The organism is Vibrio diabolicus, from assembly GCF_011801455.1.
GTDB classification, from domain to species: domain Bacteria; phylum Pseudomonadota; class Gammaproteobacteria; order Enterobacterales; family Vibrionaceae; genus Vibrio; species Vibrio diabolicus.
Genome location: NZ_CP042451.1, coordinates 3,156,207 through 3,183,189, shown reverse-complemented (window position 1 = coordinate 3,183,189; position 26,983 = coordinate 3,156,207). Strand labels below are relative to the sequence as shown.

Annotated in this window: 28 protein-coding genes; 21 read left to right on the top strand and 7 right to left on the bottom strand. The window is 45.8% G+C overall.

Translation table 11 applies throughout. The features are described from left to right. Window positions 1-71 precede the first annotated feature (71 nt). From FR741_RS15025 to FR741_RS15015, 3 genes are all read left to right on the top strand, one after another. Window positions 72-3,197, top strand: a complete 3,126-nt coding sequence (locus FR741_RS15025; protein WP_005394394.1) for an EAL domain-containing protein — start codon at window positions 72-74, stop codon at window positions 3,195-3,197. 90 nt (window positions 3,198-3,287) lie between these two features. Further along, window positions 3,288-4,067, top strand: a complete 780-nt coding sequence (locus FR741_RS15020; protein ID WP_005394395.1) for a class I SAM-dependent methyltransferase — start codon at window positions 3,288-3,290, stop codon at window positions 4,065-4,067. Window positions 4,068-4,253: 186 nt separating this feature from the next. Continuing rightward, window positions 4,254-4,826, top strand: coding sequence for a hypothetical protein (locus FR741_RS15015; protein WP_046874169.1), 573 nt, complete (start codon window positions 4,254-4,256; stop codon window positions 4,824-4,826). 72 nt (window positions 4,827-4,898) lie between these two features. Here FR741_RS15015 and FR741_RS15010 read toward each other — a convergent pair whose 3' ends face one another. Beyond that, window positions 4,899-5,777, bottom strand: coding sequence for a carboxylate/amino acid/amine transporter (locus FR741_RS15010; protein WP_006741764.1), 879 nt, complete (start codon window positions 5,775-5,777; stop codon window positions 4,899-4,901). Window positions 5,778-5,841: 64 nt separating this feature from the next. Then, window positions 5,842-6,267 (bottom strand): universal stress protein UspA, encoded by a 426-nt coding sequence (gene uspA / locus FR741_RS15005; protein ID WP_005379165.1) that lies wholly within the window; start codon window positions 6,265-6,267, stop codon window positions 5,842-5,844. Between the two features lie 281 nt (window positions 6,268-6,548). Here uspA and ftnA point away from each other — a divergent pair, with 281 nt between their 5' ends. From ftnA to FR741_RS14990, 3 genes are all read left to right on the top strand, one after another. Beyond that, entirely contained in the window at window positions 6,549-7,076 is a 528-nt protein-coding gene (gene ftnA, locus FR741_RS15000) for a non-heme ferritin (RefSeq protein ID WP_005379167.1), read from the top strand. A 91-nt stretch (window positions 7,077-7,167) separates the two neighbouring features. After that, a complete protein-coding gene (gene uspB / locus FR741_RS14995) occupies window positions 7,168-7,491 on the top strand; it encodes a universal stress protein UspB (RefSeq protein ID WP_005394407.1) in 324 nt (107 codons plus the stop codon). A gap of 180 nt (window positions 7,492-7,671) precedes the next feature. Further along, entirely contained in the window at window positions 7,672-8,865 is a 1,194-nt protein-coding gene (locus FR741_RS14990) for a BaiN/RdsA family NAD(P)/FAD-dependent oxidoreductase (protein WP_047009370.1), read from the top strand. Window positions 8,866-8,952: 87 nt separating this feature from the next. Here FR741_RS14990 and FR741_RS14985 read toward each other — a convergent pair whose 3' ends face one another. Further along, window positions 8,953-10,296, bottom strand: a complete 1,344-nt coding sequence (locus FR741_RS14985; RefSeq protein WP_104970018.1) for a sigma-54 interaction domain-containing protein — start codon at window positions 10,294-10,296, stop codon at window positions 8,953-8,955. A 435-nt stretch (window positions 10,297-10,731) separates the two neighbouring features. Between FR741_RS14985 and FR741_RS14980 the strand changes: the two genes are divergently transcribed. The 5 genes from FR741_RS14980 (at window position 10,732) to FR741_RS14960 (ending at window position 14,046) form a co-directional block, all read left to right on the top strand. Continuing rightward, window positions 10,732-11,283: a BON domain-containing protein gene (locus tag FR741_RS14980; protein ID WP_047009372.1), complete on the top strand. Its 552-nt coding sequence runs from the start codon at window positions 10,732-10,734 to the stop codon at window positions 11,281-11,283. Between the two features lie 45 nt (window positions 11,284-11,328). After that, on the top strand, window positions 11,329-11,505 hold the full coding sequence (locus tag FR741_RS14975; protein WP_167427037.1) for a DUF1328 family protein: 177 nt from the start codon (window positions 11,329-11,331) through the stop codon (window positions 11,503-11,505). 8 nt (window positions 11,506-11,513) lie between these two features. Next, entirely contained in the window at window positions 11,514-11,711 is a 198-nt protein-coding gene (locus FR741_RS14970) for a hypothetical protein (RefSeq protein ID WP_048624594.1), read from the top strand. A 102-nt stretch (window positions 11,712-11,813) separates the two neighbouring features. Then, complete coding sequence (locus FR741_RS14965; protein ID WP_005394414.1) at window positions 11,814-12,245, top strand: hemerythrin domain-containing protein; 432 nt, start codon at window positions 11,814-11,816, stop codon at window positions 12,243-12,245. Window positions 12,246-12,387: 142 nt separating this feature from the next. Beyond that, window positions 12,388-14,046 carry a diacylglycerol kinase family protein gene (locus FR741_RS14960; RefSeq protein ID WP_167427036.1) on the top strand — a complete coding sequence of 553 codons (1,659 nt, stop codon included), beginning with the start codon at window positions 12,388-12,390 and terminating at the stop codon, window positions 14,044-14,046. 204 nt (window positions 14,047-14,250) lie between these two features. Here the strand turns inward: FR741_RS14960 and FR741_RS14955 are convergent, their stop codons facing one another. Together FR741_RS14955 and FR741_RS14950 are read right to left on the bottom strand one after the other, a co-directional pair. Next, window positions 14,251-14,649, bottom strand: coding sequence for a hypothetical protein (locus FR741_RS14955; protein ID WP_005379193.1), 399 nt, complete (start codon window positions 14,647-14,649; stop codon window positions 14,251-14,253). A gap of 155 nt (window positions 14,650-14,804) precedes the next feature. Then, window positions 14,805-15,242 (bottom strand): DUF2383 domain-containing protein, encoded by a 438-nt coding sequence (locus tag FR741_RS14950; protein ID WP_005394423.1) that lies wholly within the window; start codon window positions 15,240-15,242, stop codon window positions 14,805-14,807. Between the two features lie 364 nt (window positions 15,243-15,606). On the opposite strand from FR741_RS14950, the gene FR741_RS14945 reads away from it, so the two are divergent. Genes FR741_RS14945 through FR741_RS14930 form a run of 4 tightly spaced genes read left to right on the top strand, consistent with a single transcriptional unit; the run spans window position 15,607 to window position 17,868 of the window. After that, the gene (locus FR741_RS14945) at window positions 15,607-15,855 is read left to right on the top strand and encodes a hypothetical protein (protein WP_005394426.1); all 249 of its coding nucleotides are present in this window, start codon (window positions 15,607-15,609) and stop codon (window positions 15,853-15,855) included. A gap of 46 nt (window positions 15,856-15,901) precedes the next feature. Continuing rightward, window positions 15,902-16,414: a hypothetical protein gene (locus tag FR741_RS14940; RefSeq protein WP_167427035.1), complete on the top strand. Its 513-nt coding sequence runs from the start codon at window positions 15,902-15,904 to the stop codon at window positions 16,412-16,414. Then, window positions 16,359-16,754, top strand: coding sequence for a hypothetical protein (locus FR741_RS14935; RefSeq protein WP_233059791.1), 396 nt, complete (start codon window positions 16,359-16,361; stop codon window positions 16,752-16,754). The genes FR741_RS14940 and FR741_RS14935 overlap by 56 nt, the downstream gene beginning before the upstream one ends. Window positions 16,755-16,797: 43 nt before the next feature. Then, entirely contained in the window at window positions 16,798-17,868 is a 1,071-nt protein-coding gene (locus FR741_RS14930) for an AI-2E family transporter (protein WP_046874162.1), read from the top strand. Window positions 17,869-17,886: 18 nt separating this feature from the next. Here FR741_RS14930 and FR741_RS14925 read toward each other — a convergent pair whose 3' ends face one another. Next, window positions 17,887-20,334, bottom strand: a complete 2,448-nt coding sequence (locus tag FR741_RS14925) for an EAL domain-containing protein (protein ID WP_167427034.1) — start codon at window positions 20,332-20,334, stop codon at window positions 17,887-17,889. Window positions 20,335-20,525: 191 nt separating this feature from the next. Continuing rightward, entirely contained in the window at window positions 20,526-21,434 is a 909-nt protein-coding gene (locus tag FR741_RS14920; RefSeq protein ID WP_167427033.1) for a DMT family transporter, read from the bottom strand. 168 nt (window positions 21,435-21,602) lie between these two features. Here FR741_RS14920 and rmuC point away from each other — a divergent pair, with 168 nt between their 5' ends. The 6 genes from rmuC to tatB all read left to right on the top strand — a co-directional run bounded on the left by rmuC (window position 21,603) and on the right by tatB (window position 26,971). Continuing rightward, window positions 21,603-23,135 carry a DNA recombination protein RmuC gene (gene rmuC / locus FR741_RS14915; protein WP_005394435.1) on the top strand — a complete coding sequence of 511 codons (1,533 nt, stop codon included), beginning with the start codon at window positions 21,603-21,605 and terminating at the stop codon, window positions 23,133-23,135. 78 nt (window positions 23,136-23,213) lie between these two features. Then, on the top strand, window positions 23,214-23,993 hold the full coding sequence (gene ubiE / locus FR741_RS14910) for a bifunctional demethylmenaquinone methyltransferase/2-methoxy-6-polyprenyl-1,4-benzoquinol methylase UbiE (RefSeq protein ID WP_005379210.1): 780 nt from the start codon (window positions 23,214-23,216) through the stop codon (window positions 23,991-23,993). Window positions 23,994-24,004: 11 nt separating this feature from the next. Beyond that, on the top strand, window positions 24,005-24,640 hold the full coding sequence (locus FR741_RS14905) for a ubiquinone biosynthesis accessory factor UbiJ (protein ID WP_005394440.1): 636 nt from the start codon (window positions 24,005-24,007) through the stop codon (window positions 24,638-24,640). Next, window positions 24,637-26,271, top strand: coding sequence for a ubiquinone biosynthesis regulatory protein kinase UbiB (gene ubiB, locus FR741_RS14900; protein WP_104974618.1), 1,635 nt, complete (start codon window positions 24,637-24,639; stop codon window positions 26,269-26,271). The genes FR741_RS14905 and ubiB overlap by 4 nt, the downstream gene beginning before the upstream one ends. Before the next feature lie 52 nt (window positions 26,272-26,323). Continuing rightward, the gene (tatA, locus tag FR741_RS14895) at window positions 26,324-26,569 is read left to right on the top strand and encodes a Sec-independent protein translocase subunit TatA (RefSeq protein WP_005382958.1); all 246 of its coding nucleotides are present in this window, start codon (window positions 26,324-26,326) and stop codon (window positions 26,567-26,569) included. Window positions 26,570-26,572: 3 nt separating this feature from the next. Continuing rightward, the gene (tatB, locus tag FR741_RS14890; RefSeq protein ID WP_005382959.1) at window positions 26,573-26,971 is read left to right on the top strand and encodes a Sec-independent protein translocase protein TatB; all 399 of its coding nucleotides are present in this window, start codon (window positions 26,573-26,575) and stop codon (window positions 26,969-26,971) included. Window positions 26,972-26,983: the final 12 nt, after the last annotated feature.

The following is a 26,983-nucleotide window of genomic DNA, read 5'->3' as shown; positions in this document are numbered from 1 at the left end:
ACTCATAGCGGATAGGATTCACAAGGTTTGGCAGGAGTAACTGCGGGTTAACTCCGAGCTATGGAGATAATGTGCAGCGTTTTCTGGTTATTGTCGCGCTATGTTGGAGCGCGTTTGCCGCGGCCTCAGATCCGAAAGTTTTGGTCGTGCACTCCTATCATCAAGGTTTTTTCTGGACGGATTCCATACAGCGAGGTATCGAGCAGCAATTGGGTGATCGATCGCTGGATATGCGTGTGCTCTATTTAGACTCGAAACGTAACCAGAGTGAGCAGTTTTTCGCTCAGCTTGAATCCTTATATCGTACGAAATTGAGCAAAGAACGATTCGATGCCATTTTAGTGAGTGATAACAACGCGCTTGAACTGATGCAGCGTTTGGCGCCAATCATCAAAGACACTCCGGTTATATTTAACGGCATCAACAATTATCATCCTTCTTTGCACCAATCTCTGAACGCAACAGGAGTAACAGAAGATGTCGATTTGGAGGCAAATTTAGCCCTCATAGAGCGACTACACCCTGATTACACCCAAATTCTTATTGTCAGTGACCATTCCGTAACGGGAGAGGTATTACGCTATCAAATCGACGATTTTGTACATGAACATCCGCAATATCGCGACAAAATCGTGCAAGTTATTCCCGATAGTATCATTGACTTAAAGCAACAAGTGGCGAAGCTGAATAAAGATAAAGTCGTCTTGTTTTGGACTTATTACCGAGATAAACAGGGTGTGGTTGGCAGTGAACGTGACTGGATTGGCGTTAACAGAGCCTCAAATGCGCCGCTGTTTATGGTGCACGACATTGGCTTAGGGCACGGTGCGGTTGGTGGCGTGATCCAAAGTGGTTATCGGCATGGCATAGAGAGTGCTGAGATACTTGAGTTTGTGTTGGATAACCCTGACCAAGCTCTGCCAGCCGTGAAGAAAAGTGATTCTGAAATCAAGCTCGATTATCAAGCTGTAGTGCGCTGGGGGCTGGGTGCTGAGCAAGAGGTCTCTGCGGTATTTTTTAATAAACCGATGAAGTTTTCTGAGCGTTTTGCCAAAGAAATTCGCTTGTTTGGTAGCCTGTTTGTGGTGATGTCGGTGGTCATTTTGTTGATGGGTTACTATTTACAGCGGATGCGTCGCAGCGAGAGTGCCGCGCGAGAAAGCCAAGCCATCTTAGAGTCGATTTTTGATCAGAGCATGCAGTATATGGGCATTTTGGATGCCAACGGTGTACTTAAATCGGGCAACGATCACCTGCAATCTTTGCTGTATCACCAAGGGCTGCGTTTAGACCGACCACTTTGGTTTCATCCCAATTGGAGTGAGAAAGCACAAGCGTTGCTTGAGGCGTATTTCCACGCGCCTCACCATCAAGTGTCGACGTTTGAGGCTGAAATTTGGAGTAAAGAGCACGGTACATTGGTGTTGGAAATTTCACTCAAGCCTTTTTCTCAGCAAGTAGGAAATCAAAAGCAATACTTGTTTGAAGCGCGCGATATCACTAGTCGTAAGTTGATGGAAGATAAGCTCTATCAACGCGAATCAACCCTGCGTAACTATTATGAGCAACAGCCCGTCATGATGGTGACACTCGACAGCAATAACCGCATTCAAGAAGTGAATCGATTTGCTCAGCTACTCCTTGGCTACAAACCGATGGACATGCTCGGACACCGCCTAAGGGAGTTTTATTTTGATGACAAGGTACTGTTTCCTCGCCAAGTGCTATTGCAACCCAATCAACAGGTGCATGGGGTCTGGCGACGTGAAGTCGAGTATCGCCATGCAAACGGTCATCGTGTTTGGGTACGCGAGAACATTCGTCCACTGAGTGAATCTGATCAGCTGTTGATTGTGGGCGAAGATATTACAGAAACTAAACAGCTTTCCGAGAAACTGGAATATCAAGCGCGCTATGACTTACTGACAGGGACTTATAACCGAAACCACTTTGAACTAGAGCTCAAGACCGCACTGCGTGAGGTGGACAGCCATCGTCGCGTCCACGCCATGCTGTACCTCGACTTAGATCAGCTAAAAGTCCTCAATGATACGGTTGGGCATGATGCGGGTGACGCGGCGATTCAATTTTGTGCCAGCATGTTAGAGGAAGTGTTGCCATACAATTCCATCTTGGCTCGAATGGGAGGCGATGAGTTTGCGGTACTACTCAAAGATTGCGACGAATACGGCGCGATTAATATCGCTAAACTGATCATCTCGACGTTGAGTGAACATCTCTTTATTTGGGAAGATACACGCTTGTTCATCAGTTGTTCTATTGGTATTCGTATCATCGATCATACGGCAGAGACGCCGCAAATGGTGCACGCTCAAGCGGACTCTGCGTGTCATGCCGCCAAGGAGCAAGGCCGTAACCGCTACAATCTGTTCAGCTTAGATAACGAAGAGCTACAACGTCGCCAGATGGAAATGCAGAGCGTCAATTTGGTGCATGAGGCATTGTCGAATCAGCGTTTAGAGTTGTTTGCTCAACCGATCAAAAGCTTACAACAGCACGATGCTCAGATGTATTTTGAGATTTTAGTGCGCATTCGCAATGGATATGGTGATTATGTTTCTCCTGCACTGTTTATTCCGGCTTCCGAGCGCTACAACATTGCGCATTGGATTGATAAACAGGTCATTACTCAAACGCTAGAATGGTTTGAGCAACGCCCGGAGGTGGTTGAAAAACTCGGTCGTTGTTCGATAAACCTTTCAGGTCAATCTATGGGGAATCAAGAGTTTATCGATTTCTTATTGGAGCGATTGGAACGTTCGTCCATGCCGTGTGAAAAAATCTGTCTAGAAATCACCGAGACAGCAGCGATGAGTAATCTTGAGCAAGCCATTGAGCTCTTCACCAAGCTCAAAGCGTTGGGTTGCATGATTGCATTGGATGATTTCGGCTCGGGCTTGTCTTCATTTGGTTACTTAAAGAAACTTCCCGTTGATATCGTGAAAATTGATGGTCTTTTCGTGCGAGATATCAACGTAAATGAAATGGACCGTGTGATGGTTCGCTCGATCAATGATCTGGCAAAACAGCTAGGCAAAGTGACGGTGGCGGAGTTTGTCGAAAACGAACAAGTCATGCAGCATTTGATCGATCTTGGTGTGGATTATGGCCAAGGCTACGGTATTGGGCATCCTCAACCGCTTTCTGAGTTAGTTGAGCGACTGACGGCTGAGTAGTCTTGTCATATCAAGCTCAACCTAGCATTGAGAGGTAACTTAGGTATACACTCAGCGCCAGTTACCGCGATTTTTTATTGGAGCCTCCTTTTGCAACTGCAATTGATCTGTGAAGACCCGTCTCAACAACCTCATCTGGATGAACTGGCTGCGCGCTGGCAGCTTTCTCACACTGACGAGAGCGATTTTGCTTTGGTGTTGACCACCGAGCGTTTAGAGCTGCGTAAAGTGGATGAGCCAAAGTTGGGCGCTATTTTTGTCGATTTAATTGGTGGCGCAGTGGGGCATCGCCGAAAATTTGGTGGTGGTAAGGGCCAAGCCATCGCAAAAGCCGCAGGTTTGAACAAAGGGGCAACGCCAACCGTTCTAGACGGCACGGCGGGGCTGGGACGTGACGCATTCGTTTTGGCTTCGCTCGGCTGTAAGGTACAGATGGTGGAGCGACACCCGGTAGTCGCAGCGTTGCTGGATGACGGGTTAGCGCGTGCGAAACAAGACCCTGAAATTGGAACTTGGGTATCAGAGCGTATGTCGCTGATCCATGCCTCCAGTCATGATGCATTGGAACAGCTGGCACAAGATGAAGACTTTGTTCAGCCAGATGTGGTGTATCTCGACCCTATGTATCCGCACCCAGAAAACAAGAAGAAATCGGCGCTCGTAAAAAAAGAGATGCGCGTTTTCCAATCGTTGGTTGGCGCCGATTTGGACGCCGATGGTTTGCTAGATCCTGCCATGGCGTTAGCCACAAAACGCGTGGTGGTGAAGCGCCCAGACTATGCAAACTGGTTGAACGAGCAAAAGCCGACCATGGCGATTGAAACCAAAAAAAATCGCTTTGATGTCTATGTTAAAGCCTCAATGGCATAACTTCCTGACCGCTCAACTTTTCTTGTCACAGTACGGTGTATCGTGCTGTGATAAAGCCTCTCTTTCTGAATCGTTACTGATAGTTTTCTCTTGCTAATTCTCCTCCCTGACTGTATATCTAACTAAGAATTATTATTATTTCACTTGTTGTGATGCGGTCGATTATTGGGAAGCTGGAGTAGTAGAATGGCTAAACGCTTATGTAAAATGAGTCGTAAACAAATCGCGGCGGAGCTTGGCGACATCCATCGTTTAGTTGTCGCACCAAAGTTTGTTTGTCGCTCTTGCGCACGTTCTTCAGCGGCCAAAGATACCCTGTGTAAGCCAGCCGCTATTCCGCCGCAAAAATGCCAAGACAAGCCATTGAACGAGCAACAATCATGTGGCTTATTGGCTGAAGCGCTGCCAGTACAACCGATTCCTGTGACAACAAAACAAAGCAACGAAAAAGCAGCGATTGTGAAGCGTGTTGTTGAGCGCGTGAAAGAGAAAAAGCAAGCCGAAAAATCCCTGGAGCCAGTAAGAACCGACGCACCAGTATGGTTTGATTTAGCGGATAAAAAATCGCTTAAGAAAGCGAAAAAAGCACTGAAAAAGCATTATAAGCAGCAGAAGAAGTTGTTAAAAGTAGCGAAAAAACAACAAAAGTTACTTAAGCGTCAGCGCAAGCTTGAAGCGCGCAATGCCAAGCTAGAGGTGTTGCTATCAACGCCACCTAATGCGTTGATGAGCACAAGCTCGCAAGTCAAAGTGCATTAATCTAATCCAAAAAAACGCTCTCCAGTTGGAGAGCGTTTTTTATTGTCGGTATGTGTGTTGGGAGCGGTCGCTTTACTTCTTGGCGTAGCTCATTTCGACGCGCTTTTTCACCCAGGTTTCGTTAATCCATAGCGATAGCATGATGATCGCACCGCCAATGGCGAGTCGCATGACATCAACATCGCGGTTCCAAATCACAATGTTCACAATCAAACCTGCTGGCACTAACGCGTTGTTCATTACTGCAAGTGCTCCTGCGTTTACCATGGTTGCGCCTTTGTTCCACGCGAAGTAACCAAAACCGGAAGCAATTAAACCAAGGTACGTCAGAATGCCCCATTGCGTTGCGGTGGTGGGTAGTTTGTCGAGGTTGCCCATCAGAGCGAAAGCCACGGTTGCTACACAAAGCGCACCTAAGTAGAAGTAACCAAACACGGTGTGTTGTGGCAAATCAACCGGCTCACTTTCCATGATGTATTTGTAGCCTACCTGACCAATGGCAAAACAGAGGTTTGCTCCTTGTACGACCAAAAAGCCCAGCAGGAAGTCTTCATTAATGCCTGCAAACTTAATCCAGGCTGCGCCAAATACAGCAATCGCCGCGGTAACCAAATACCAAGGTGAAAAGCGACCTTTCAAGAAGTCATAGATCAGCGTGACGTAAATGGGTGTGAATACGGTGAACAGCAATACTTCTGGCACGGAAAGGAGCAAAAAAGATTGGTAGTAGAAGCAGTACATCAGACCAAGCTGAAAGCCACCGACCGTCATCAGTTTCGCGATTAGGGATTTGCTAACGCCACGGAATTTTAAAAAGGGAATGAAAACCAGACTCGCCAGTGCCACGCGCATGAACACCGAGAACCAAGAATCAACCTGACCAGCGAGGTAAACGCCGATCAGGCTAAATGAGAATGCCCAAAGTAGGGTAACTGCGGATAGATAAGCCATGGATGAGAATCTTTATCAACAACAAATGTGCCCGCAGTCTAACCAAGTTTTAACGTCGCGCCAATCAGTCTTTTAGCGGTACGACCAGCATATCGACTGGAGAGCAGTTAATCAGTTGTCGAGTCGAAGACAGAATCTTGCTCCAGAAATCTTGGTGATGACCACAAACCACCAAGTCGATACTGTAATCTTGAATGGTATCGCACAGCTCATTACTCAAATCGCCACTACCGACCAACGTATGGGCTATTGGGTATTGCGCATATTCTGCGAAATTCGCCAATTGTGTGCGCGACGCTTCCATCGCTTGATGTTGCGCTTCTGCCATATTGATGTCGATAAGCCCGGTGTAGAGCTCTGCGTAGTTCACGTCGATGTGAATAAAAGAGACTTTCGCATCCAGAGGTTTAGCCAGTGATACGGCTTTTTTAATCAACACTTTACTGTCGTCTGACAGGTCGACTGCCACAAGTATGTGTTTGTAACTCATATTGCTATCTCCTTGTAAGGTCATAGTTTTAGATTAGCACTAACCCCCAAAAAAATTTGCTGAAGTGATCTCATATCAGTGTCGTAGGTACAAAGTCTTGTCTCAGTAATCATGTTATAGTGGCGTTATACCCAAGTGACTTTGAGATGCGGAGTTCAGCGCTCCGTTACTGACTATAGTTCAAGTAAAACCTTGCCTCTGATGTAGAGCAAGTCAATCTCGCGGCGTCGTTTATCTCGAGGTTACTTGGGTATATTGCATGCACATTAATAGGAGTTAACATGCTGTCTCAAACTATGGTCGAACAATTGAATGAGCAAATTAACCTAGAATTTTTCTCATCCAATCTATACTTACAAATGAGTGCTTGGTGTGAAGACAAAGGTTTTGAAGGTGCGGCTGAATTTTTACGCGCTCACGCCGTAGAAGAAATGGAGCACATGCAACGCCTATTCACCTACGTAAGTGAAACTGGCTCAATGCCAATTTTGGGCGCTATTGATGCACCAAAGCATGATTTTGCTAGCTTAGGTGATGTTTTCCGCGAGACCTTCGAACATGAGCAAATGATCACGGAAAAAATCAATAAATTGGCACATGTTGCATTTACTAGCCAAGACTACTCAACGTTTAACTTCCTACAGTGGTACGTGTCTGAACAGCACGAAGAAGAGAAGTTGTTTAAAGGGATTTTAGATAAGATCGAATTAGTAGGTGAAGATGGTAAAGCATTGTTCTTCATCGACAAAGATCTAGCACAAATGGCGAAAGAAGGTTCATCTTCAATCATGGATGCTCCAGCTGCGTAAACGCGTTTTTTGACGCTATAAGTAGCGGGTAAAGACGAAGCATTGATCGTCTTTTTCTCTTGAGCATTGTTGAAGATGTAGGGAGGAAAAGATGATCAGTGGAGACACAATCTTATTTGCGCTAATGGTGGTAACTGGAGTCAATATGATCCGGTATCTCACCGCTCTTCGTTCTCTAATTTACATCATGCGTGAAGCGCATCCGTTGTTATATCAGCAAGTTGATGGCAATGGCTTTTTTACCACCCATGGAAATGTCACTAAACAGGTGCGTTTGTTCCACTACATCAAAAGTAAAGAATATCACCATCACCACGATGAAATTTTTACTGGTAAGTGTGAAAGGGTGCGTGAGCTATTTGTTTTATCGACCGCTTTACTCGGTGTTACCCTACTCGCGGCCTTCATTCTTTAAAGAATCAATAATCTAGCGAGTTAATCTCCTAGGATTGTACGGGCATGCATAGCGCTTACCGTTTAAGCGCTTTTCCCCTTCGAGATTTGTCGGTAGAATGTCGCGCCTAGAAAGCAAGGATGTGCAATGTGCACATCCTTTTTTATTTCGATTCGATCCCAATCAGTCTAAGAGCTACCGATGAGTAAGAAATTTGATGTTGTTGTAATTGGCGCAGGTGCAGCGGGTTTGATGTGTGCTGCAGAAGCCGGCAAGCGAGGCCGCCGTGTTTTGGTGCTCGATCATGCTAAAAAGCCAGGACGTAAAATCCTTATCTCAGGCGGTGGCCGTTGTAACTTCACTAATTACGACGTCTCAGCCAGCAACTACCTATGCCAAAACCCGCATTTCGTTAAGTCGGCGCTTTCTCAATACACCAACTGGGATTTTATCTCGATGGTGTGTAAGCATGGTATTGAATTTGAAGAGCGCGATCACGGTCAGCTGTTTTGTGTCGATGCGTTTACGGCTAAAGACATCGTGAAGATGCTGTTGGCTGAGTGTGACATGCCGAATATCGAGCAGCGTTACCAATGCGATGTTCACTCAATTGAGAAAATCGATGAAGGTTTTCGTTTGCACGCGGGTACCGAGCCAGTTGAGTGTGAGTCTTTAGTTATCGCAACAGGTGGCTTGTCGATGCCAAAACTGGGGGCGACACCATTTGGTTATAAAGTCGCGGAACAATTTGGTCTTCGAGTTATCCCAACTACGGCAGGGCTGGTGCCATTTACGTTGCATAAAGAAGACAAAGAAGATTTTGCTGAGTTATCTGGTATCGCGGTACCTGCGGAAATTACAGCTGAAGATGGCACCATGTTCAAAGAAGCCCTGTTGTTCACACATCGTGGTTTATCTGGCCCAGCCGTTTTACAGATTTCATCATTCTGGCGAGCGGGGCAAAAGGTGTCGATTAATCTGGTGCCAAACGATGATGTTGCCGAGTTATTAGAACGCAGCCGTGAAAAGCATCCGAATCAGTCGCTCAAAAATACGCTCGCTAAAGTGCTACCAAAGCGCTTGGTTGAAGTCTTGATTGAACGTAAAGAGCTGGTCGATAAACCGCTAAAGCAGTTCAATCAAAAGGAGCTTGCGGCGATTGTGGCGCGCTTAGAACATTGGGATATCGCCCCGAATGGCACTGAAGGCTACCGAACCGCGGAAGTGACACTAGGCGGTGTGGATACCGATCACTTATCTTCGAAAACCATGGAATGCAAAGACATCAAAGGGCTGTACTTCATTGGCGAAGTGATGGATGTGACTGGCTGGTTAGGGGGCTACAATTTTCAGTGGTGCTGGTCGAGCGGCTTTGTCGCGGGTCAGTGGGTGTAATCAAACACTACACATCCGCATAAAAGATAAGATAAAAAAAGAGCACTGAATCGTATTCCGTGCTCTTTTTTGTAGTTCCACAGCGAGTTACTCGTCTTGATACTTTTCGAGTTTGTTGTAGAGCGTTTTAACGCTAATGCCTAATTCCTGCGCTGATTCCGTTTTATTGCCTTGATTCTCTTCAAGGGTATTGAGAATGGCGGCTTTTTCTAGCTCTTCTAGCGAAACGCCCGCTGGAACAAGGTCTTCGATGCTTGTGCCTGTTTCCAATGGTGGTGTATCGAATATCAGGTGTTCATCTCGGATGGTGTCGTCAGCCAAAATAAATGCACGCTCGATCGTGTGTTTGAGCTCACGGACATTACCTGGCCAATCGTGTGCAGCGATTTTTTGGATGGCAGAATCAAGAATGGTTTTGGTTTTAGCCTCATTTGCGTTGCGGTGCGCGATAAAGTGCTTAGCCAGACCGACGATGTCACCGCCTCGCTCTCGCAGCGGCGGTATCGTTAATGGGAAGTGCGATAAACGGAAAAACAGATCTTCACGCAGGAACTGCTCTTCAATGGCGACTTTAGGATCACGGTTGGTGGCGGCAATGATGCGAGTGTTGGCGATATGCACCGTATTACTGCCCACTGGGCGATATTCTCCGGTTTCCAAAACACGCAATAGCTTCACTTGATGCTCGATAGGCATCTCGGTGATTTCATCTAAAAACAGCGTGCCGCCTTCTGCCTGTTTAAATACACCTTGGTGAGTTTTATTCGCTCCGGTAAAGGCGCCTTTTTCATGGCCAAACAGTTCACTATCGACCAATTCTGGGCTAATCGCACCACAGTTAATCGCGATAAAGGGTTGTTGCTTGCGATCACTGGCTAAATGAATGGTCTGTGCGACTAACTCTTTACCCGAGCCACTTTCTCCAACAATGAGGACGTTGGCTTCTGTTTTTGCGACGCGTCGGATCATGCGATAGAGCTGATGCATTGGCGATGAGGACCCTACCAAAAGGCCAAATTGGTCGAGATCGCTAGTGGACACTTTACGTCCTTGATCTTGTTTTTGCTGATAGTACTGGCTGACTTCGCTTAGGGTGTCCGTCAAAATGGCAATATCGACGGGTTTTCTGTAGTGAAAAATTGCACCTAAGTTCATTAGCTTATCCAAATTTTCGTTTGGAGCACCAGAGCTAATGATGATCAAGTCCATATCGTAGATGTCTTCGATATTAGAAAGGCGCTGGTAATCTGCGCTAGTAAAGTGGGCGACTTCAACAATCGCAACTTCCGGTTTGAGTTGTAGGAAATCTTCAATCCAACCATCTGCGGCATCGGTATTATGCAGACGAAATTTGTTCAGTTCCTGGCAAGAGGCGATAGCATCTTTAAGTGTCGGGTCTTGTATTCGTAGAAACAGGCTTGGCAACGACATAGAAATGTCCTCTTTACTATGACAGAAACAATGTACGTGGATTATTCTAAGTGCACAAGACAAAATATTGTCAGCAGAGATTTAAGGGTCTGTAGGCTATTTTAATTTTGTTGATCCTCTCTTGGTATATATCAGTAATAATTCTGATAAATATTGCTTCTTTATTCGGGTGTCTCACATTTTAAATAATAATTCTGCGATTAAGTGAAGTCGAAGAAATAATGTCTCATCTTTTATTGGCGTATTATGTAATTGATTGCGAAATTATTAACGATTAAAAATTACATTTCTTCTGTGTAAATAATTCATACTTATATTGTCTTGTTCGTCTTATTTTTATGTCTTGTTTTTATTATTCCTTTAAAAATAACAAGTTACAAACTTGGCACATGGTTTGCTCCTATGGAAATACAACGTCAATAAAGGAGAATTACCATGAATAACATCGCAGCTAAAATTGTACTTACGTCAGTTCTTGCTACTTCATCTACAGCAGTCTTAGCGAGTGATAAATGGGAAAAAGAATCCATGGACGCTTGGCTAGATGGTAAAGCTGAAACGACGCTGCTGCTAAACAGTAACCTTAACTCTTTTGATATCAACACCGATGTTGAAAATCAGGTAGTTACCCTTTCTGGTTCGGTAAACAATGACCTTGAAAAATCGCTTGCCGAAGAGCTTGTAACAGGTCTTGATGGTGTGAAAGAAGTAAATAACGAATTGTCAGTGGTGAATGAAGGTAAGAAAGAAACCGATTCAGAGGCATTAGCCACACTGACCGACTCTAAAATCACGACTATAGTTAAAACGCGCCTACTGATGGATACCAATGTAAGTGGTACGGACATTGATGTAACGACGGAACGTAAAACGGTAACGTTGGCAGGTAAGGTTAATTCAGATGCGGAGCATGATCTTGCACTTTCAATTGCAAATAATACCAATGATGTAAATAAGGTGATTGATAAGCTAGAAGTGGTTCAATAATAACGAGCCGAGTGACCTAACCCAATTTTATTAGGAGGTAACACTATGGTTCGTTGGATGTTTATTTTTCTGGCTTTGGCACTGGTTTCTGCACTACTAGGTTTTACTGGTATTGCAGGGGCGGCGGCCTCTATCGCGCAAGTGATATTTTACCTATTCCTATTGTCATTAATTGTATCAATAGTGATTATTCTGCTAGGAAGAAAAAACGTAAATAGATAGGAGATTTCATGCGACTTACGTCATTAATTTACCGTATCGCCGCAGTATTTGGTTTGGTGTTCGCACTGGCTGCTTGTAGTGAAGAAGGGCCAATGGAACAGGCAGGCAAGAAGATAGATGAAGCCGCCGAAGAAACTCAAAATGCGATTGAAGATGAGTGTGAAAATATTAAAGAGAACTTGAACGCAGAAGACCAAGATTGTTAGTCGAGTCAGGTCAGCTTTTTGTTCACAGCAATGTAAGAGAAGGGCGGTCAATCACCGCCCTTCCTTTTATCCCAAGTGTTTACAATCAGTGAGGAGTCAAAGATGAAAAACATATTTGATGTACTAAAAGAGAGTCATGAAAAGCAACGCCTTTTACTCGATGCTCTGATGGAAACGTCTGGAGATTCCCCTGCACGCGAAGAGTTTTACCACAATCTGAAGGATGAACTCGAACAGCACGCCGCCGCAGAAGAGCGTTTTTTCTACGCGCCTTTAATCGAGAGCGATAAAACCATCGATCTTACTCGTCATGGCATCGCAGAGCACCACGAGATTGATAAAGTGATTGCACAGCTTGATGCAACCGACATGAGCTCGCCAGCATGGCTCAACCTCATGAAAACTTTGCGTCACAAAGTATTGCACCACCTCGAAGAAGAAGAGCAGCGTTTTTTCCAATTGGCCGGTAAGGTGATGACCGATCAGCAGAAAATGAAACTAGCGGATAGCTACGTCGAAGAAATGGCTAGTTAGGTGGAGTATTGGTCCTTTTCGTGCCATTTCGGCACGGGAAGGGGCCCAATCAAAGCGTTTACCAAGCTAATTAGCCTAAACTAAAACCAGCTTATTCTCACTTTCACTAAAAAAGCGCACTCGCTGAAGGCAAGGAGAGCGAATGTTTATCATCAAATATTATATTCTTGGCGCTCTGATCAGTTTATTGGCCGCTATTTATATTCCCCAAATCATGGTTAGCCTGTTGTTCTTATGGGTATCTCTTTCTTTAGCATTAGTCAGCGTAGCCTACGTTTTCGACATTCCCTCCATTTTTAGAAAAAACCAAGACGGCAAGATTGTCAGGTGGATCCGCTGGGCATTCATCCCCTTTTTACTGGGCGCTAGAGCATATAATGCCTGGGAAAGACGGCGCGATACTGTGCCTCCGATCCAAAAAGTCAGCGATAATTTATACCTCTCCCGTCGGCTATTTCAGAGTGACTTAGATTTTCTCGAATCCAATGACATCTCTTGTATTGTCGATGTCACCGCAGAGTTTGCTGGGCTTGAAAGTGCGATGACCGACAAGCAGTTTCATTACCTTTCGATTCCGGTACTCGACCACAAAGCCCCAACGCTAGAGCGCCTTCGCCATGCGATTAACTGGATTGATACGCAAATCTCGTGCTCGCGAGCTGTGGTTGTGCATTGTGCGTTAGGGCGTGGTCGATCGGTGTTTGTTGTTGCGGCGTATCTACTGAGCAAAGATCCGTCGCTGACGGTTGAATCTGTGATGAAAAAAATCAATGACGTGCGCAGTACCGCGAGATTGAATAAATTGCAGATCAAAACGTTACGAGCGATAAGTGAAAAAGGCGTACTGGGTCTGGATCAGTCCACTTGGATGGTGGTTAACCCTGTTGCAGGTGGCGGCAAATGGGAGGAAAACGAACAGCACTTGATTCGTGAACTAACCAAAAAATATCGCTTGAGTATTCATCAAACCACCACAAATCTCAGCGCTGAGCAGCTAACACAACAGGCAAAAGAAAGTGGGGCTAAGCAAATTATCGTAGCGGGTGGCGATGGCACAGTGACGGAAGTGGCGAGCCAGCTGGTAGGTACCGATATCAAACTCGGTATTGTTCCGCTCGGAACCGCCAATGCGTTATGTCATGTGCTCTATGGAGTTGGCGCAAAATTCTCACCAGTTGAAAAAGCGTGTGAAGCATTGCTAGCAGGTCACTGCCAACGTATTGATACGGCGGAGTGTAATCAGAGGCTTATATTGTTAGTCCTAGGTATTGGACTAGAGCAGAAAATGATCGAGCATGCGCAGCGAGAAGAGAAAAACACCTTTGGACAATTGGCCTACTTAACGGGCTTTTTTAACGCGGTGGTGGCGGAAGATACGCAAACGTTGACCGTTGCGATGGATGCGCCATTTGAAGATGAAAACCGCGAAAATGGATCACAAACGCTAGAAGTTCATAGCTTTGTCGTTGCGAACATCGCTCCTTTTAGTACGTTGCTCGCGCAAGGTGGTGGTGCTCCGCAGCCTGACGATGGCAAGCTGCATATCACGTATTTAGATAACACCGAATCTTTAGGCGGACGCCTCATCGCATTGTCTGATCTGACATTAACCAGCGTAGGTGCGCAGGAGGAATCGACTCATTTTCAATACGCGACGGCTCAGAATGTCACTATTTCTGCGAACAAACCGATTGAGTATGTGATTGATGGTGAGCTTTATTCTGATGAGCAATTAGCGATTAAGCTTCGTCCAAAATCGTTGAATGTATTTGTCCCAAGCGGGAGAAGTAAATCGGCTTAGCTTTAAAACAGATAAGCAGTGGATAATGCGCGATTTGCCTAGTGCTTTATAGCGCGCCTTTGTTTACCGGTTTAGTCATAGTTTTGAGGGAACCAATAAGGTCGCTGCGTAGGTGCAGCGGCTTTTTTATATCGGCATTTTTTGTATCTGAGAGAGCGTCTATTTATCGTTCTCGAAGTGAAAGGAAGAAGGGGGTGAGTATGACTACTCACCCTGGGGTAAGTGCTTTTCAATTTCATCGTTTTCGACTTGTAAAGCAGCTAACCAGTAAGAAACAAGCGCCGTTAAGTTGGTGTCGTCAATGGCTCTGAGTAGCGCTTTTAAATCATCTAACAACAACTTGTTCATGAAATGCATTTCTTTGTAATTACCTAATTCGGCAACGCCGTATTCGGTGGCATTTTCTGCAATGAATTGTTCACCATCTTGGTCGAAGAACAACTTCGCCATCTTTTTGATCATCACTTTTTCTATTTTAACGAATCGATACGCCGCTCTTGCGAGTGTCATATGCGATTGCGGATTAACGAGAGGCAAACACGTTTGGCGATGGTGTGTCATTTTTACGAGTAGCTCCCTTACTCGATTATTATCCAATGTCATACTGACCTCTTTATTTATGACTACCGTGTTGATTACTCGGTTTAGTGTTTTCTAGTTTTGGTTGTATTGAGGTGCCTGTGGTCTTATCAGAAATGGCCAAAACGAGTTGGCCATTTTCTCTGCCAGCGCTTGATTGCAAAGGCGACCACTAAGGATCAGCTGATAAGGCTGATGCTGCTGAGCTTTTCTTTACAGCTTTTGATATCACTGCGAACTTTCAGTAGAACCGAATTATCCGCTTGCTCTGGGTGGCTAGTAATTAGGTTTTCAATCTCTTTGAGCACCTTGCTTTCAACACCTTCGAGCTGTTCCAAATACATGGACTCTTTGTCAGAAGACACCTCCTTCATCACATCGCTGTATACCTCACGCGCTTTAATGGTGTAGGAAACCGGAGTGTCGTCGGCAGAGTCTTCCTGGTTATTTGCCAATGTGTAGGGAGTAAGCTCAAGCACCGCTCGCTCACGTACTCTAAGCAGTTCTACCAACACATTATTCAAAGAAGTGTTGTCAATGTTCTCAATGGCCTTGTTGTAAATGTCATTTCCGCTCTCGATAAGCTCAATGATTGAGGCGATATTTTCATTTTTCATATCTCACTCCTGATTTGGTTGGTGATGGGAGTGTTTGTACGTATGGGGAACAAACACAGATGTTTCATCTTTAGTTGCAGGTTGTATGCCAATGAATGTTATTTTTCTATTAATCAATTGGTTATGAGTTTATTGCGCAAGAATTGGAGGGTTGCAGACGAGGCGCTAAGAAAAAATTACAAGAATGTTGGGGGAAGTCTGGAAAGAATTACACGTACAGATAAGGATTTGTCGTGAAACAAAACAAAAATCAAATAAAAACAAATACTTATGATTTTGGCACGGATATGGCTTTGTAGTGAGTAAGTGAGTTCAAAAGTTGTTTCACTTGATTTACTACTCAACTCATCAACGGAGGCTAGTTATGGCTACAACAAAAGAAAGCACAGTAAAACCTCAAGAGCAGTTAGAAGAAGCATATCACTTAGCGGAGCAAGCTACGACGGAAGCCGTCGGCGCAATGAAAGACCAAGCTAAAGAGAAATTTGATGTGGGCGCGGAACACGTTCAGCAGGCGACCAAGTCGGCAGAGAACGTTATCAAGGAGCGTCCATTGCTGAGCATTGGTTGTGCCTTCCTTGCGGGTTGGGCGGTTTCGAAGCTGATCAAATAATCACGGTCCAACGGATTAAGCCACATAACAGAAGGCGAGGGTTCCAATGAATAATTCCGGACAAGTCACCAACCAGCAACCGGGCTCGGCCGCAGCAGACAGCGGTCGAGCCCCAAGTGGGGCAGAAGAGCAGGATATCCAACAAACCATCAATGGTTTGAGCAGTATTCTTTCACAACTGGACCAATTGACTCAATCGCTGAAAGCGTGGTCGGGTTCAACGTTGGATTTGTTCCTCTTGGAGGTGAAAATTAATGCGTCCGCAGCGCGACAGATTTTGCTGTGCGCCATTGTTTTTACCTTATTGTCGGTATTGTTCGTGTTCAGTTTGTGCCTTGCTTCTGGTGTTGTGGCTTATCAGCTGACCGCTAACGTGTATGTTGCAGTGGGCGTATTTATTGCGTCCTTAGGTTTGGCATTATTGTCTTTAGCTTGGTGGCAGAAGCGTTTAGTTGGTTTCCTTGGATTCAAAAATACGACAGAACAGTTGCAGGAGGGATGGGATGCGCTCGCTACAAAAGCTCAATCGAGCCATGCGAATCAAGCGGATGGAAGGTAAGGCATCTTTAGAGCAATGCTGCTTGTCGATGGAAATGTTCACGTTTACCACTAAGAAGTTTGTGAAAGAAAATCCTTGGACGACGCTAGGTATTAGTGCTGTCGTTGCCGTTACCGCTGCCAAAGCGGGTCGATTGTCTCGACTGACTTCCTCTATTTCTTCCATGGGGCTATTGGCGAGTAGTGTCTCCGAACTAACGGATTCGCTTGCCAAGCCAGTTAGGGCCGCGTCTTCTGACCAGTCGGGCGTAGAACAAGAGCGAAATGCTGAACCACAAGCAGGCACTACTGCTTCGACAGAAGAGACCGCGACACAAACAGAAGTCGAGCAACCCCAATAACGACTTTCGCCGATAATGATTCCTACCGACCTTGAGCCTTTTTATGACAGCGAAATTGAACATCCCTGCCAACACCGCGATTGGTGCAACCCTTCTTGTCTTATTGCTCGTTCCAGGGTTGTATTTTGCTAAGCCAATCTTGTTACCTATTGTGCTTAGTACCTTTATTTCTCTGTTATGCAGTCCTTTCATTAATTATCTTGAAGACAAAGGTTTACCGCGCGCGATTACCGTCGTGGTGACTCTGTCATTCTTGGTTGGTGCTTCAATTATTGGCCTTGCTGCCATGTCGGAGCCAGCTAAGCAGTGGTGGTCTGAACTACCCAGTATCGTGAAAAATGTGTCGCAAGAAGTGAGTGAAGTGACTCAAGCCTCGGCGGATCACCTTAATACGCCGCTGAATATTGCCAGCGATATGGGTATGGATGAAGTCGGGAATAACACCGTATTTTCTTTGGTGAAGACACTCGCGACCACGACGCCGACCATTTTGACACAAGCGATGATCGTGCTGTTTATGGTTTATTTTATGCTCAATCATGGACGCAGCTTATTTCGAAAGTCAGTGTCGTACTTGCATGGGTTTGCCAAGCAGCGCCAAGCGATTGAACTGGTCAAAGCACTACAGAAAGACCTATCTCGATACATTGGCACTATCACGTTGGTGAATGCGGGACTTGGATTGAGTGTTGGGGCGGTGTTTTTTGTTTTAGGCCTTGAGGACCCATTCTTGTGGGGCGCGTTTGCTGGCGTGATGAATTTTGCGCCGTATCTCGGCCCTGTCATCTCCATGGTGAGTTTCGGTTTTGTGGCTTATCTGCAGTTGGAGTCGGCCAGTTTTATGCTCACTGTGGTGTCTATCTATTTGTTGATCAACTTGATTGAAAGCCAGTTTGTTACGCCAACGTTATTAGGGAAAAGGTTCAACTTAAATCCGTTAGTGATCTTCGTTTGGCTCGTGTTCTGGGGTTGGCTTTGGGGCGGTATGGGGCTCTTAATCGGTGTACCGCTATTGGTCTGCATTAATATTTTGGTTGAGCGTCTAGAGTTGTGTCAATCAACTCAAAGTCAACCAAGACAAACCATCCCCGAGGATATGGCTCCACGAGAATGACTTGGGCTACAAGCTGGCTCAACGAAAAAGTTTTTCCGCACTTACAGGTCGGCTAAAAAGATACCCTTGACCGTAAACACAGCCTTTTTCGAACAAGTAATCGGCTTGCTCCTGAGTTTCTATTCCTTCCGCTACCACTTTCAATGACAGTGTTTTGCCCATGGCGATAATCGCATTCACAATCGCATTGCTATCGCTGTTGCTGGGTACATCACTGACAAACGAACGATCAATTTTCAGCTTATTTATGGGTAAACCTTTCAAATAAGACAAAGACGAATAGCCTGTGCCGAAATCATCCAGAGAAATCTCGATGCCTAACTCTCTTAGTTGATTTAACGACGCAATGGCTTGTTGAGGGTCGATCAGTAAAAAGCTCTCGGTGATCTCCAAATCCAGCCGTTGAGCAGGGAAACCAGTTTGATTGAGGATATCGCTCAATCTCTGAATGAAATTCGATTGCTGAAGCTGTAATGCCGACACATTAACCGCAATTCTGCCAAACTCAACGCCTTGTTCCAGCCAAGCATTTCCTTGCTGACAAGCGTGTAGCAAGACCCACTCGCCAATGCTTTGGATAAGCCCCGTTTTTTCTGCAATTGGAATAAAGTCGGCTGGTGGTACAAGGCCAAATTCGGGGTGCTGCCAGCGTAATAAGGTTTCAACGCCAACAATCGCATGTTGCTCCAAGTTATATTGTGGCTGGAACTCTAATCGAAGTTGCTGCTTTTCTATCGCTTGATGTAAAGCAGATTGAATGCGCACATGGGATACCGATTTATCGGTTAAATCTGGCGAGTAAAATGCGTAGCCGTTGCGCCCATTTTTCTTTGCTAAGTACATTGCTGTATCTGCGTTTTTGAGTAAGGTTTCGCTGTCTTGGCCGTCTCTTGGGTATAAGGCTATGCCAATACTGGTCGAGACGCGCAGTGAGTCGTGGTTTGCCAAGTCGAACGGTTGTTGGAAAACGCTGAGAATATCGCCGACGGTTTCCAGCAAAGCCACATCACTGTGGACGTCCGGCAAAATGATCACGAACTCATCGCCGCCAATACGAGCCACATGCGCATTTAAGTGAAGAATATCTTGCAGACGGATAGCCAACTTAGACAGCAACTGATCACCACAAAAGTGACCCATGCTATCGTTGATGTGCTTGAAATGGTCGATATCCAGAAATAGGGTGGCAAACGTCTGTTGGTTCTTGTGCCCGGTTTCAATGTGTTGCTCAAGCAAGCTAAGTAAATGGGTGCGATTAGGTAGATTCGTTAACGGATCATAAAAGGCCATGCGCTGCAGTTTTTCTTCGTGCGCTTTACGCACGGAAATATCTTCAAATACACAGATGTAGTTAATGAGATGATTTTTATCGTCCATTACGGCACTAATGGTCGCTAACTGCGGGTAAATGCTGCCATCTTTCTTTCGGTTGATGAACTCGCCTTTCCATTGACCTTTGGTTTCGAGTTGATGCCACAACTGTTTATAGAAGCCTTGGTCATGATGACCTGAGCGCAGAATTCTGGGGTTCTTTCCAATCACCTCTTCAGAGCGATAGCCGGTGATTTGAGTAAAGGCTGTGTTTACATCAATGATGTTGGCATTGCGATCAGTAATGACCATGCCTTCTTGTGAATTATTAAAAATTTTGGACGCCAATGAGAGTTGCGTTTCGACCATTTTCCGGCGTGTGATGTTGCGCGTCATGCCCAGAATACCAATTAAGTTTCCGTCATTATCACGAACAGGAGACTTAATGGTTTCTAGCCAAGTTGGGTTATTGTTTTCATCAATTTGGCGGCATTCTTCGACGATGTTCAGCGTGCCTGTCGCCACGACCAAGTTATCGGCCTCAATGAACTTCTCTGCTCGCTCGTGGCTAAATAGTGCGAAATCATCTTTGCCGATGATCTCACTGTTGGTCTTTTGCCACGCATTTTCTACGCTTCGATTGGTCATCGAATAAAGACCATCCATGCCTTTTATCCAAATATGGTCTTCAAGACAGTCGATAAACTCTTGCAGCGTCGGTAATGGTGTGGTCGCTGCAGTTTGATGGCGTGTTCGTTCTTGCTGGTAGTGTGAGCTGACATCAAAGCTCATTCGCCCCACTAATGCACTCAGCCAAGCAGATACTACCGTGATTTGATCGTCAGGGTGAGTTAGCGCTAATACGGCAAACAGATCGCCATTTGGTAGCCAAATTGGACCTATGCTCAAGGTTTGCTGTCCAAAGGATGTGTGGCTTATCGTCAAGTCTGTCAGTTTAAATTGATCGGCAACTTGCACTACCACTTCGACGATAGCGCAATGATTTTGAACCGAGGTGGACACCTCAGTTGATAGCCACTGCTGGGTATCGCTCAGAGTATAAAGTTGTCCCTGAGCTTGAGTAGCATCACAGCATTGTTGCAGAGCCTGTTGCCAGTCTGCCATCAAAGGCGAAGGAATAGCGAAGCGAAACATAATTAATAACGTGTCCTGAAGCGCCCAAAGATAGTGGTATTAGAATCTAGCTTAAGCTATTGGGCCGTGTTGGTATCGTATCCAACGCTTAGGTAATTCCCAGCAGCGTAAGGCGCTTTCTATCATTAAACTGTTAGCTACATCTCTTTTTTATCCAACTCATTGCATCGTTTATTGAGGTTTTTTGTTCATCATTGAGAAGTGCTCATGGCTTTGGTTTTTTTACCCCACGATACTTGTTGGACCACTAATCCACTGATGATCAGTATTAAACCAATCAAGGTTGATGGATGAATTTCTTCACCAATGATGGTTGCCAATAGCATCAGTGAGATGAATGGCGAAGCAAAGATCAGATTACTGATGCGGGCTGTGTTTTGCGTCGATTTGAGGGCGCTTAGCCATAGGACGAAAGTAATCCCCATTTCAAATAGCCCGACATACGTCACCGCTGCCCAGCCTTTAATTGAGATTGCCTGCCAGCTCGCACCTTCATAAATACTTAAACCAATGGCAAATGGAATAGCGACCAAAAAACCAAGTAATACACCAACCACAGGGTCGGCCTTATTTTTGGTGTTTAAAATCCAGTAACCAGCCCACAACAGTGTCGATAGCAGCGCCAGTCCCACGCCCAACGGGCTCTCGAATTGCATGCCGAGAACATTGCCCTGCGTGGCAATCACAATCACGCCTACATAGCTAAAACCGCAAGCGAGCCAATCTTTAGCTCGGATCTTCTGCCCTAAGAAAACAGCAGCCATTAGCGTCAAGGTAATGGCCCAGCTGTAGTTGAGCGCTTGGGCTTGGGATGCAGGCAACAAGTCATACGCTTTAAAGAGAATGACGTAATACGCCAAGGGGTTAATCAACCCAAGCAGTAGGTAATACCAAGGGTTTGAGAGGAAGGTGGCACTTAATTGGCCCAACTTGCCTTGCACACCACAGATTATCGTCAGCGCAATCGCAGAGACGATACTGGCAATGCACAGCATTTGGATTGGCGTAAATTCTGCCAACGTGAGTTTAAATGCGGTTGCAACGGTAGACCAAAGTAATACTGCTGAGAGCCCAAATCCTAGGGCGCGACGCTCGTTCATGATGCCTCTGCGTGATGATGTGCCGCTCGGTTCAGTTAATTTGAGCGGAAGAAAGAATATTATAGGAAGGCCTAGTGTATGCGAGGATTTTTCATCCAACAAACTGGACATTTATCCAGTGTCTAAATACCATTGTTATAGATACAAAACACAGGCTAACTCGCTATTATGCAATGGATTCTTGAGTACCAATCTCTCATTCTCTCTTCTCTTTGTGCTGCCACGCTTAGTGGTGTCGCCGTCGGTTGGTGGGTGAAACAGCGTTTTATCACCCAAACTCAGCTTCTCGAACAACAACTTGTTTCAGAAAAGCAGCTTCACCAACAGCAGCTTGAACAGGTTAAACAAAGCCTTGCCGATGCCCAGCAAGAGTTGGATGAATTAGATGATGAGCGCGATAAAGCCGCGTTTGAAGTACGCCAAACACACGGAAAGCTGATGGCCGCAATGGAAAAACTGCGTTACTTCGAGGCCGTAAAGCAAGAGCGCCAACAATACTTTGATGAGCTTGGTCAGATGCGTGAGCACAAATCACGTCTAGAAACGCAACTGCGTGAGCAGCAAGCACGTCATGAGCAAATCAACCAAGCCAATGCCGAAAAACTGCAAATTCTAGAGCAAGCGGAAGCGCGCCTGAAACAGCAATTTGAGCACTTGGCCAACCAACTGTTTGAAGAAAAAACCGCGAAGGTCGACTTGCAAAACCGTCAGAGTTTGGAAGGTTTGTTGTCACCGCTCCGAGAGCAGCTAGAAGGATTCAAAAAGCACGTTAATGACAGCTTTAGCCAAGAAGCTAAAGAGCGCCATACCTTAGTGCATGAGCTCAAAAACCTGCAACGTTTGAATGAGCAAATGACGCGAGAAGCGGTTAATTTGACCCAAGCGTTGAAAGGGGACAACAAGCAGCAAGGTAACTGGGGCGAAGTGGTGCTCGCGAGGGTACTTGCCGAGTCGGGACTGCGTGAAGGGCACGAATATCAGACTCAGGTGAATTTGCAAAATGAAGCAGGCAAGCGCTACCAACCTGATGTGATTGTTCATCTCCCACAAAACAAACAAGTGGTTGTGGATTCTAAAATGGCGCTGGTTGCCTATGAGCGCTATTTCAACGCCGAAACTGATGCTGAGCGAGATCAGGCTTTGAGTGCGCACTTAGCCGCACTGCGTGCGCACATTAAGGGTTTAAGCATGAAGGACTACCACAAACTCAAAGGTATTCAGAGTTTGGACTATGTGCTGATGTTTATTCCGGTTGAGCCTGCGTTCCAAGTCGCGATTCAAGCCGATCCAAGTTTGATCAAAGACGCGATGGAGCAAAACATCATTTTGGTGAGCCCAACAACGTTGCTGGTGGCACTGCGCACCATTGATAATCTATGGCGCAATGAACGCCAGAATGAAAACGCCAAAATGATTGCGCAGCGCGCGACAAAACTCTACGACAAATTACGATTGTTTGTGGACGACATGGAAGGGCTCGGCGGTGCGCTGGATAAGGCGAATCAAAGCTATCAAGGCGCAATGAACAAGCTTGCCACAGGGCGCGGGAATGTGATTCGTCAAGCCGAAAGCTTTAAGCACCTTGGGGTTGAAATCAAACGACCAATTTCTTCTGACCTCGCACAGTTAGCGCAGAGTGATTCATTTTCAGAAAATGACCCGTTAGTAGAAAGACATCCGGCTGAGGATAAAGTAAACTAATCGCCCGCAGTGCAGTGGGCGATTTTATTTGTCAGCAAACGCCCCGCAGAGAGAAAGCGCTGCCTAAGAGGAATTAGAATGACGGACACAAGTTTGCAATCCAATACAGCGTTAGAGAATGAAACCACCCACTTTGGTTTCTCTACAGTGGCAAAAGACGAAAAAGTGACTAAGGTTGCCGAAGTATTCCACTCCGTGGCAACAAAATACGACATCATGAATGACCTGATGTCTGGTGGTATTCACCGCCTTTGGAAGCGCTTCACTATCGATTGTAGTGGCGCTCGCCCTGGCCAACGTATTCTTGACCTAGGTGGTGGTACGGGTGATTTAACGGCGAAATTCTCGCGCATTGTTGGCGATGAAGGCCATGTCATCCTTGCTGATATCAATAATTCAATGCTTAACGTTGGCCGCGATAAACTGCGCGATAACGGAATTGTGGGTAACGTGCATTACGTTCAAGCCAACGCAGAAGAACTGCCGTTCCCAGATGACTATTTTGATGTCATCACCATCAGTTTTTGTTTGCGTAATGTGACTGACAAAGACAAAGCGCTTCGTTCAATGTTCCGCGTACTGAAGCCAGGCGGCCGTCTATTGGTGCTAGAATTTTCGAAACCAGTGCTAGAGCCGTTATCGAAAGTATACGACGCATATTCATTCCACTTGTTGCCGAGAATCGGTGAGCTAGTTGCGAATGACTCAGAGAGTTACCGCTACCTAGCGGAGTCAATCCGTATGCATCCAGACCAAGAAACGCTGGAAGGCATGATGCAAGACGCAGGTTTTGAAAACACCAAATACTACAACTTAACTGGTGGTATTGTGGCTTTGCATCGCGGTTATAAATTCTAAGGGTTAACGGCATGCCATTTGAACCACTTATCACCGCTGTGATTGAAACGTCACTGAATACTCTGATCAAAGACGACCCTGCATTGGGCCGTCGTTTAGCGCGTCTAAAAGGTCAAGTTATTCAAGTTCACCTGAAAGAGATCAATAAAACACTGACGTTCGTTTTTAGTCAGCAAATTGATGTGCTCGGTCATTACGAAGGGCAGCCTAACTGCTACTTATCGCTCAACTTGAGCGTGTTGCCAGAGCTGCGTGACCAGGCCAACATCACTCGCCTTATTAAACAAGATAAACTTGAGCTTGAAGGCGATATTCAATTGGCGCAGAAATTCTCTCAGTTGATGGTGGATTGCAAGCCAGATGTTGAAGAGTGGTTGTCTCGCGTAACTGGCGATGTCGCCGCACATACCTTTGTGCAAGGTTCAAAAAACATAGGCAACTTCCTCGCATCTCAAGCAGAGAAACACCAGCGTCATCTTGCGCAAGTAGTGACTGAAGAGTGGAAGTTGGCACCTGCTCCTCTAGAAGTGGCGTATTTTTGCGACCAGGTTGATGAGGTTCGTAGCCAGGCTTCTCGCGTTGAAGCACGCTTGACTGCTTTGCTGAATAAGCTGGATGCAGATAAGCCGGCATTGGAGAAACCATGACGCCAGCAGAACTAAAGCGCTTATACCACATCGCCAAAGTACAACTGGAATACGGCTTAGATGAGCTGCTTCCCGATCACCAACTGACCAAAGCTCCGTTATTACTGCGCAAAAGCCTGTTCTGGATTAAGAACAAGCATCCAGAAAAGCCACTCGGTGAGCGTCTGCGTTTAGCGTTGCAAGAGCTGGGGCCGGTTTGGATTAAGTTCGGCCAGATGATGTCAACGCGCCGTGACTTATTTCCTCCGCATATTGCTGATCCCCTAGCTTTGCTTCAAGACCAAGTGGCGCCATTTGATGGTGAGCTAGCAAAAAAGCAGATGGAGCAAGCATTAGGTGGCCCGTTAGAAAACTGGTTTACCGAGTTTGATATCAAACCACTGGCGTCTGCGTCGATTGCTCAGGTGCATACTGCGCGTTTAAAAGACTCTAACCAAGAAGTGGTATTAAAGGTTATCCGCCCAGATATTCGCCCGGTCATTGATTCAGATCTAAAACTGATGCACCGAATGGCGCGTATAGTCGCCGGAGCGATGCCTGAAGCACGTCGTTTAAAACCAGTTGAAGTCGTGCGTGAGTACGAGAAAACATTGCTTGATGAACTCGACTTACGACGTGAAGCGGCGAATGCCATTCAGTTGCGCCGCAACTTTGAAGGCAGCGAAGAATTGTATGTTCCTGAAGTTTTTCCTGACTTCAGTAATGAAACTGTCATGGTTTCTGAGCGAATATATGGCATTCAAGTCTCTGATATTGAAGGCTTGAAAGCAAATGGCACCAATATGAAATTGCTCGCGGAGCGCGGCGTGAGTGTGTTCTTCACTCAGGTGTTCCGAGACAGCTTCTTCCATGCCGATATGCATCCGGGGAACGTGTTCGTCAAACCAGAACACCCAGAGAACCCAATGTGGATCGGGCTAGATTGCGGAATCGTTGGTACACTTAATAGTGAAGACAAGCGTTATCTGGCGGAAAACTTCCTGGCGTTTTTCAATCGAGACTACCGCCGAGTGGCGGAGTTACATGTGGATTCAGGATGGGTGCCTGCCGATACCAATGTCGATGAGTTTGAGTTCGCGATTCGTATTGTGTGTGAGCCTATTTTTGCTAAGCCACTGTGCGAAATCTCCTTTGGTCATGTGCTGTTGAATTTGTTCAACACGGCACGTCGATTCAACATGGAGGTTCAGCCACAACTTGTATTGCTGCAAAAAACGCTGCTGTACGTGGAAGGTCTTGGTAGGCAGCTGTACCCTCAGCTTGATTTGTGGGAGACCGCAAAACCATTCCTTGAAGAATGGATGATGAATCAAGTTGGGCCGCAAGCTTTGGTGAATGCGATTAAAGATCGCGCACCATTTTGGGCGGAGAAGTTACCGGAACTGCCAGAGCTGCTTTACGATAGCCTGAAACAAGGTAAAGCGATGAACCAACGAATGGATCAGCTTTACCAAGGGTATCGTCAGAGCAAGCGCCAGCAGGCGACAGGAAAGTTTTTATTTGGCGTTGGCGCCACTTTAGTCGTATGCTCGGCAATATTGGTGAACAATGCTTTTGAGCAGCTTTCGTTGGCCAGCGGTATCGCAGGTGTCACATTTTGGCTGCTTAGTTGGCGAGCTTATCGTCAATAGACGTTAAACTCTTGAAATATTTTTGTTTATTTAAAGACCCGAGGTAAAGAGAATGGGTGGTATCAGTGTTTGGCAACTTCTAATCATTGCTGTAATTGTTGTATTGCTATTCGGAACTAAGAAACTACGCGGTATCGGTGGCGATCTGGGTGGTGCCGTTAAGGGCTTCAAAAAAGCGATGAGCGAAGATGAACCTGCGAAAAATGACAAAGACGCAGACTTCGAACCAAAAAGTCTAGAAGAGCAGCAGAAAAAAGAAGCTGCTCCTGAAACGAAAAAAGACAAAGAGCAGGCGTAAAACGTGTTTGATATCGGTTTTTGGGAACTGGTATTAATATCTGTTGTTGGTCTGGTCGTTCTTGGGCCGGAGCGTTTGCCTCATGCTATTCGCAGCGTGTCTCGCTTTATCGGTGCCGCTAAGAGTATGGCAAATAGCGTCAAAGACGAATTGTCACACGAGCTGAAAGTCCAAGAGCTGCAAGAAAACTTGCGCAAAGCAGAACAAATGGGGATGGATGATTTGTCCCCTGAGTTGAAATCTTCAGTCGAAGAATTGAAGAAGGCAGCGCAATCTGTAAATCGTCCTTACGCAAAGAACACCGATTCAGAGGCTGAGCCTGTAAAAACAGAGCCAGCAGCAGAAAAGGTAGAGAAAGCGGAAGAGAGCAAGGTTACAGCGGCAGATAAGAAAGCCGAATAGTCTCATTAGGAG

Excerpts from the sequence above, each read along its gene's own strand:
- FR741_RS14935 (WP_233059791.1), top strand. The coding sequence starts at position 16,359 with ATGCGCTCGCTACAAAAGCTCAATCGAGCCATGCGAATCAAGCGGATG.
- uspA (WP_005379165.1), bottom strand. The coding sequence starts at position 6,267 with ATGAGTTACAAACACATACTTGTGGCAGTCGACCTGTCAGACGACAGT.
- FR741_RS14925 (WP_167427034.1), bottom strand. The coding sequence starts at position 20,334 with ATGTTTCGCTTCGCTATTCCTTCGCCTTTGATGGCAGACTGGCAACAG.
- FR741_RS14940 (WP_167427035.1), top strand. The coding sequence starts at position 15,902 with ATGAATAATTCCGGACAAGTCACCAACCAGCAACCGGGCTCGGCCGCA.
- FR741_RS15015 (WP_046874169.1), top strand. The coding sequence starts at position 4,254 with ATGGCTAAACGCTTATGTAAAATGAGTCGTAAACAAATCGCGGCGGAG.
- FR741_RS14970 (WP_048624594.1), top strand. The coding sequence starts at position 11,514 with ATGCGACTTACGTCATTAATTTACCGTATCGCCGCAGTATTTGGTTTG.
- ftnA (WP_005379167.1), top strand. The coding sequence starts at position 6,549 with ATGCTGTCTCAAACTATGGTCGAACAATTGAATGAGCAAATTAACCTA.
- FR741_RS14920 (WP_167427033.1), bottom strand. The coding sequence starts at position 21,434 with ATGAACGAGCGTCGCGCCCTAGGATTTGGGCTCTCAGCAGTATTACTT.
- FR741_RS14950 (WP_005394423.1), bottom strand. The coding sequence starts at position 15,242 with ATGAAAAATGAAAATATCGCCTCAATCATTGAGCTTATCGAGAGCGGA.
- FR741_RS14905 (WP_005394440.1), top strand. The coding sequence starts at position 24,005 with ATGCCATTTGAACCACTTATCACCGCTGTGATTGAAACGTCACTGAAT.
- FR741_RS14955 (WP_005379193.1), bottom strand. The coding sequence starts at position 14,649 with ATGACATTGGATAATAATCGAGTAAGGGAGCTACTCGTAAAAATGACA.
- rmuC (WP_005394435.1), top strand. The coding sequence starts at position 21,603 with ATGCAATGGATTCTTGAGTACCAATCTCTCATTCTCTCTTCTCTTTGT.
- ubiE (WP_005379210.1), top strand. The coding sequence starts at position 23,214 with ATGACGGACACAAGTTTGCAATCCAATACAGCGTTAGAGAATGAAACC.
- FR741_RS14975 (WP_167427037.1), top strand. The coding sequence starts at position 11,329 with ATGGTTCGTTGGATGTTTATTTTTCTGGCTTTGGCACTGGTTTCTGCA.
- FR741_RS14930 (WP_046874162.1), top strand. The coding sequence starts at position 16,798 with ATGACAGCGAAATTGAACATCCCTGCCAACACCGCGATTGGTGCAACC.
- FR741_RS15010 (WP_006741764.1), bottom strand. The coding sequence starts at position 5,777 with ATGGCTTATCTATCCGCAGTTACCCTACTTTGGGCATTCTCATTTAGC.
- FR741_RS14990 (WP_047009370.1), top strand. The coding sequence starts at position 7,672 with ATGAGTAAGAAATTTGATGTTGTTGTAATTGGCGCAGGTGCAGCGGGT.
- FR741_RS14980 (WP_047009372.1), top strand. The coding sequence starts at position 10,732 with ATGAATAACATCGCAGCTAAAATTGTACTTACGTCAGTTCTTGCTACT.
- tatA (WP_005382958.1), top strand. The coding sequence starts at position 26,324 with ATGGGTGGTATCAGTGTTTGGCAACTTCTAATCATTGCTGTAATTGTT.
- FR741_RS14945 (WP_005394426.1), top strand. The coding sequence starts at position 15,607 with ATGGCTACAACAAAAGAAAGCACAGTAAAACCTCAAGAGCAGTTAGAA.
- FR741_RS14965 (WP_005394414.1), top strand. The coding sequence starts at position 11,814 with ATGAAAAACATATTTGATGTACTAAAAGAGAGTCATGAAAAGCAACGC.
- FR741_RS14960 (WP_167427036.1), top strand. The coding sequence starts at position 12,388 with ATGTTTATCATCAAATATTATATTCTTGGCGCTCTGATCAGTTTATTG.
- ubiB (WP_104974618.1), top strand. The coding sequence starts at position 24,637 with ATGACGCCAGCAGAACTAAAGCGCTTATACCACATCGCCAAAGTACAA.
- uspB (WP_005394407.1), top strand. The coding sequence starts at position 7,168 with ATGATCAGTGGAGACACAATCTTATTTGCGCTAATGGTGGTAACTGGA.
- FR741_RS14985 (WP_104970018.1), bottom strand. The coding sequence starts at position 10,296 with ATGTCGTTGCCAAGCCTGTTTCTACGAATACAAGACCCGACACTTAAA.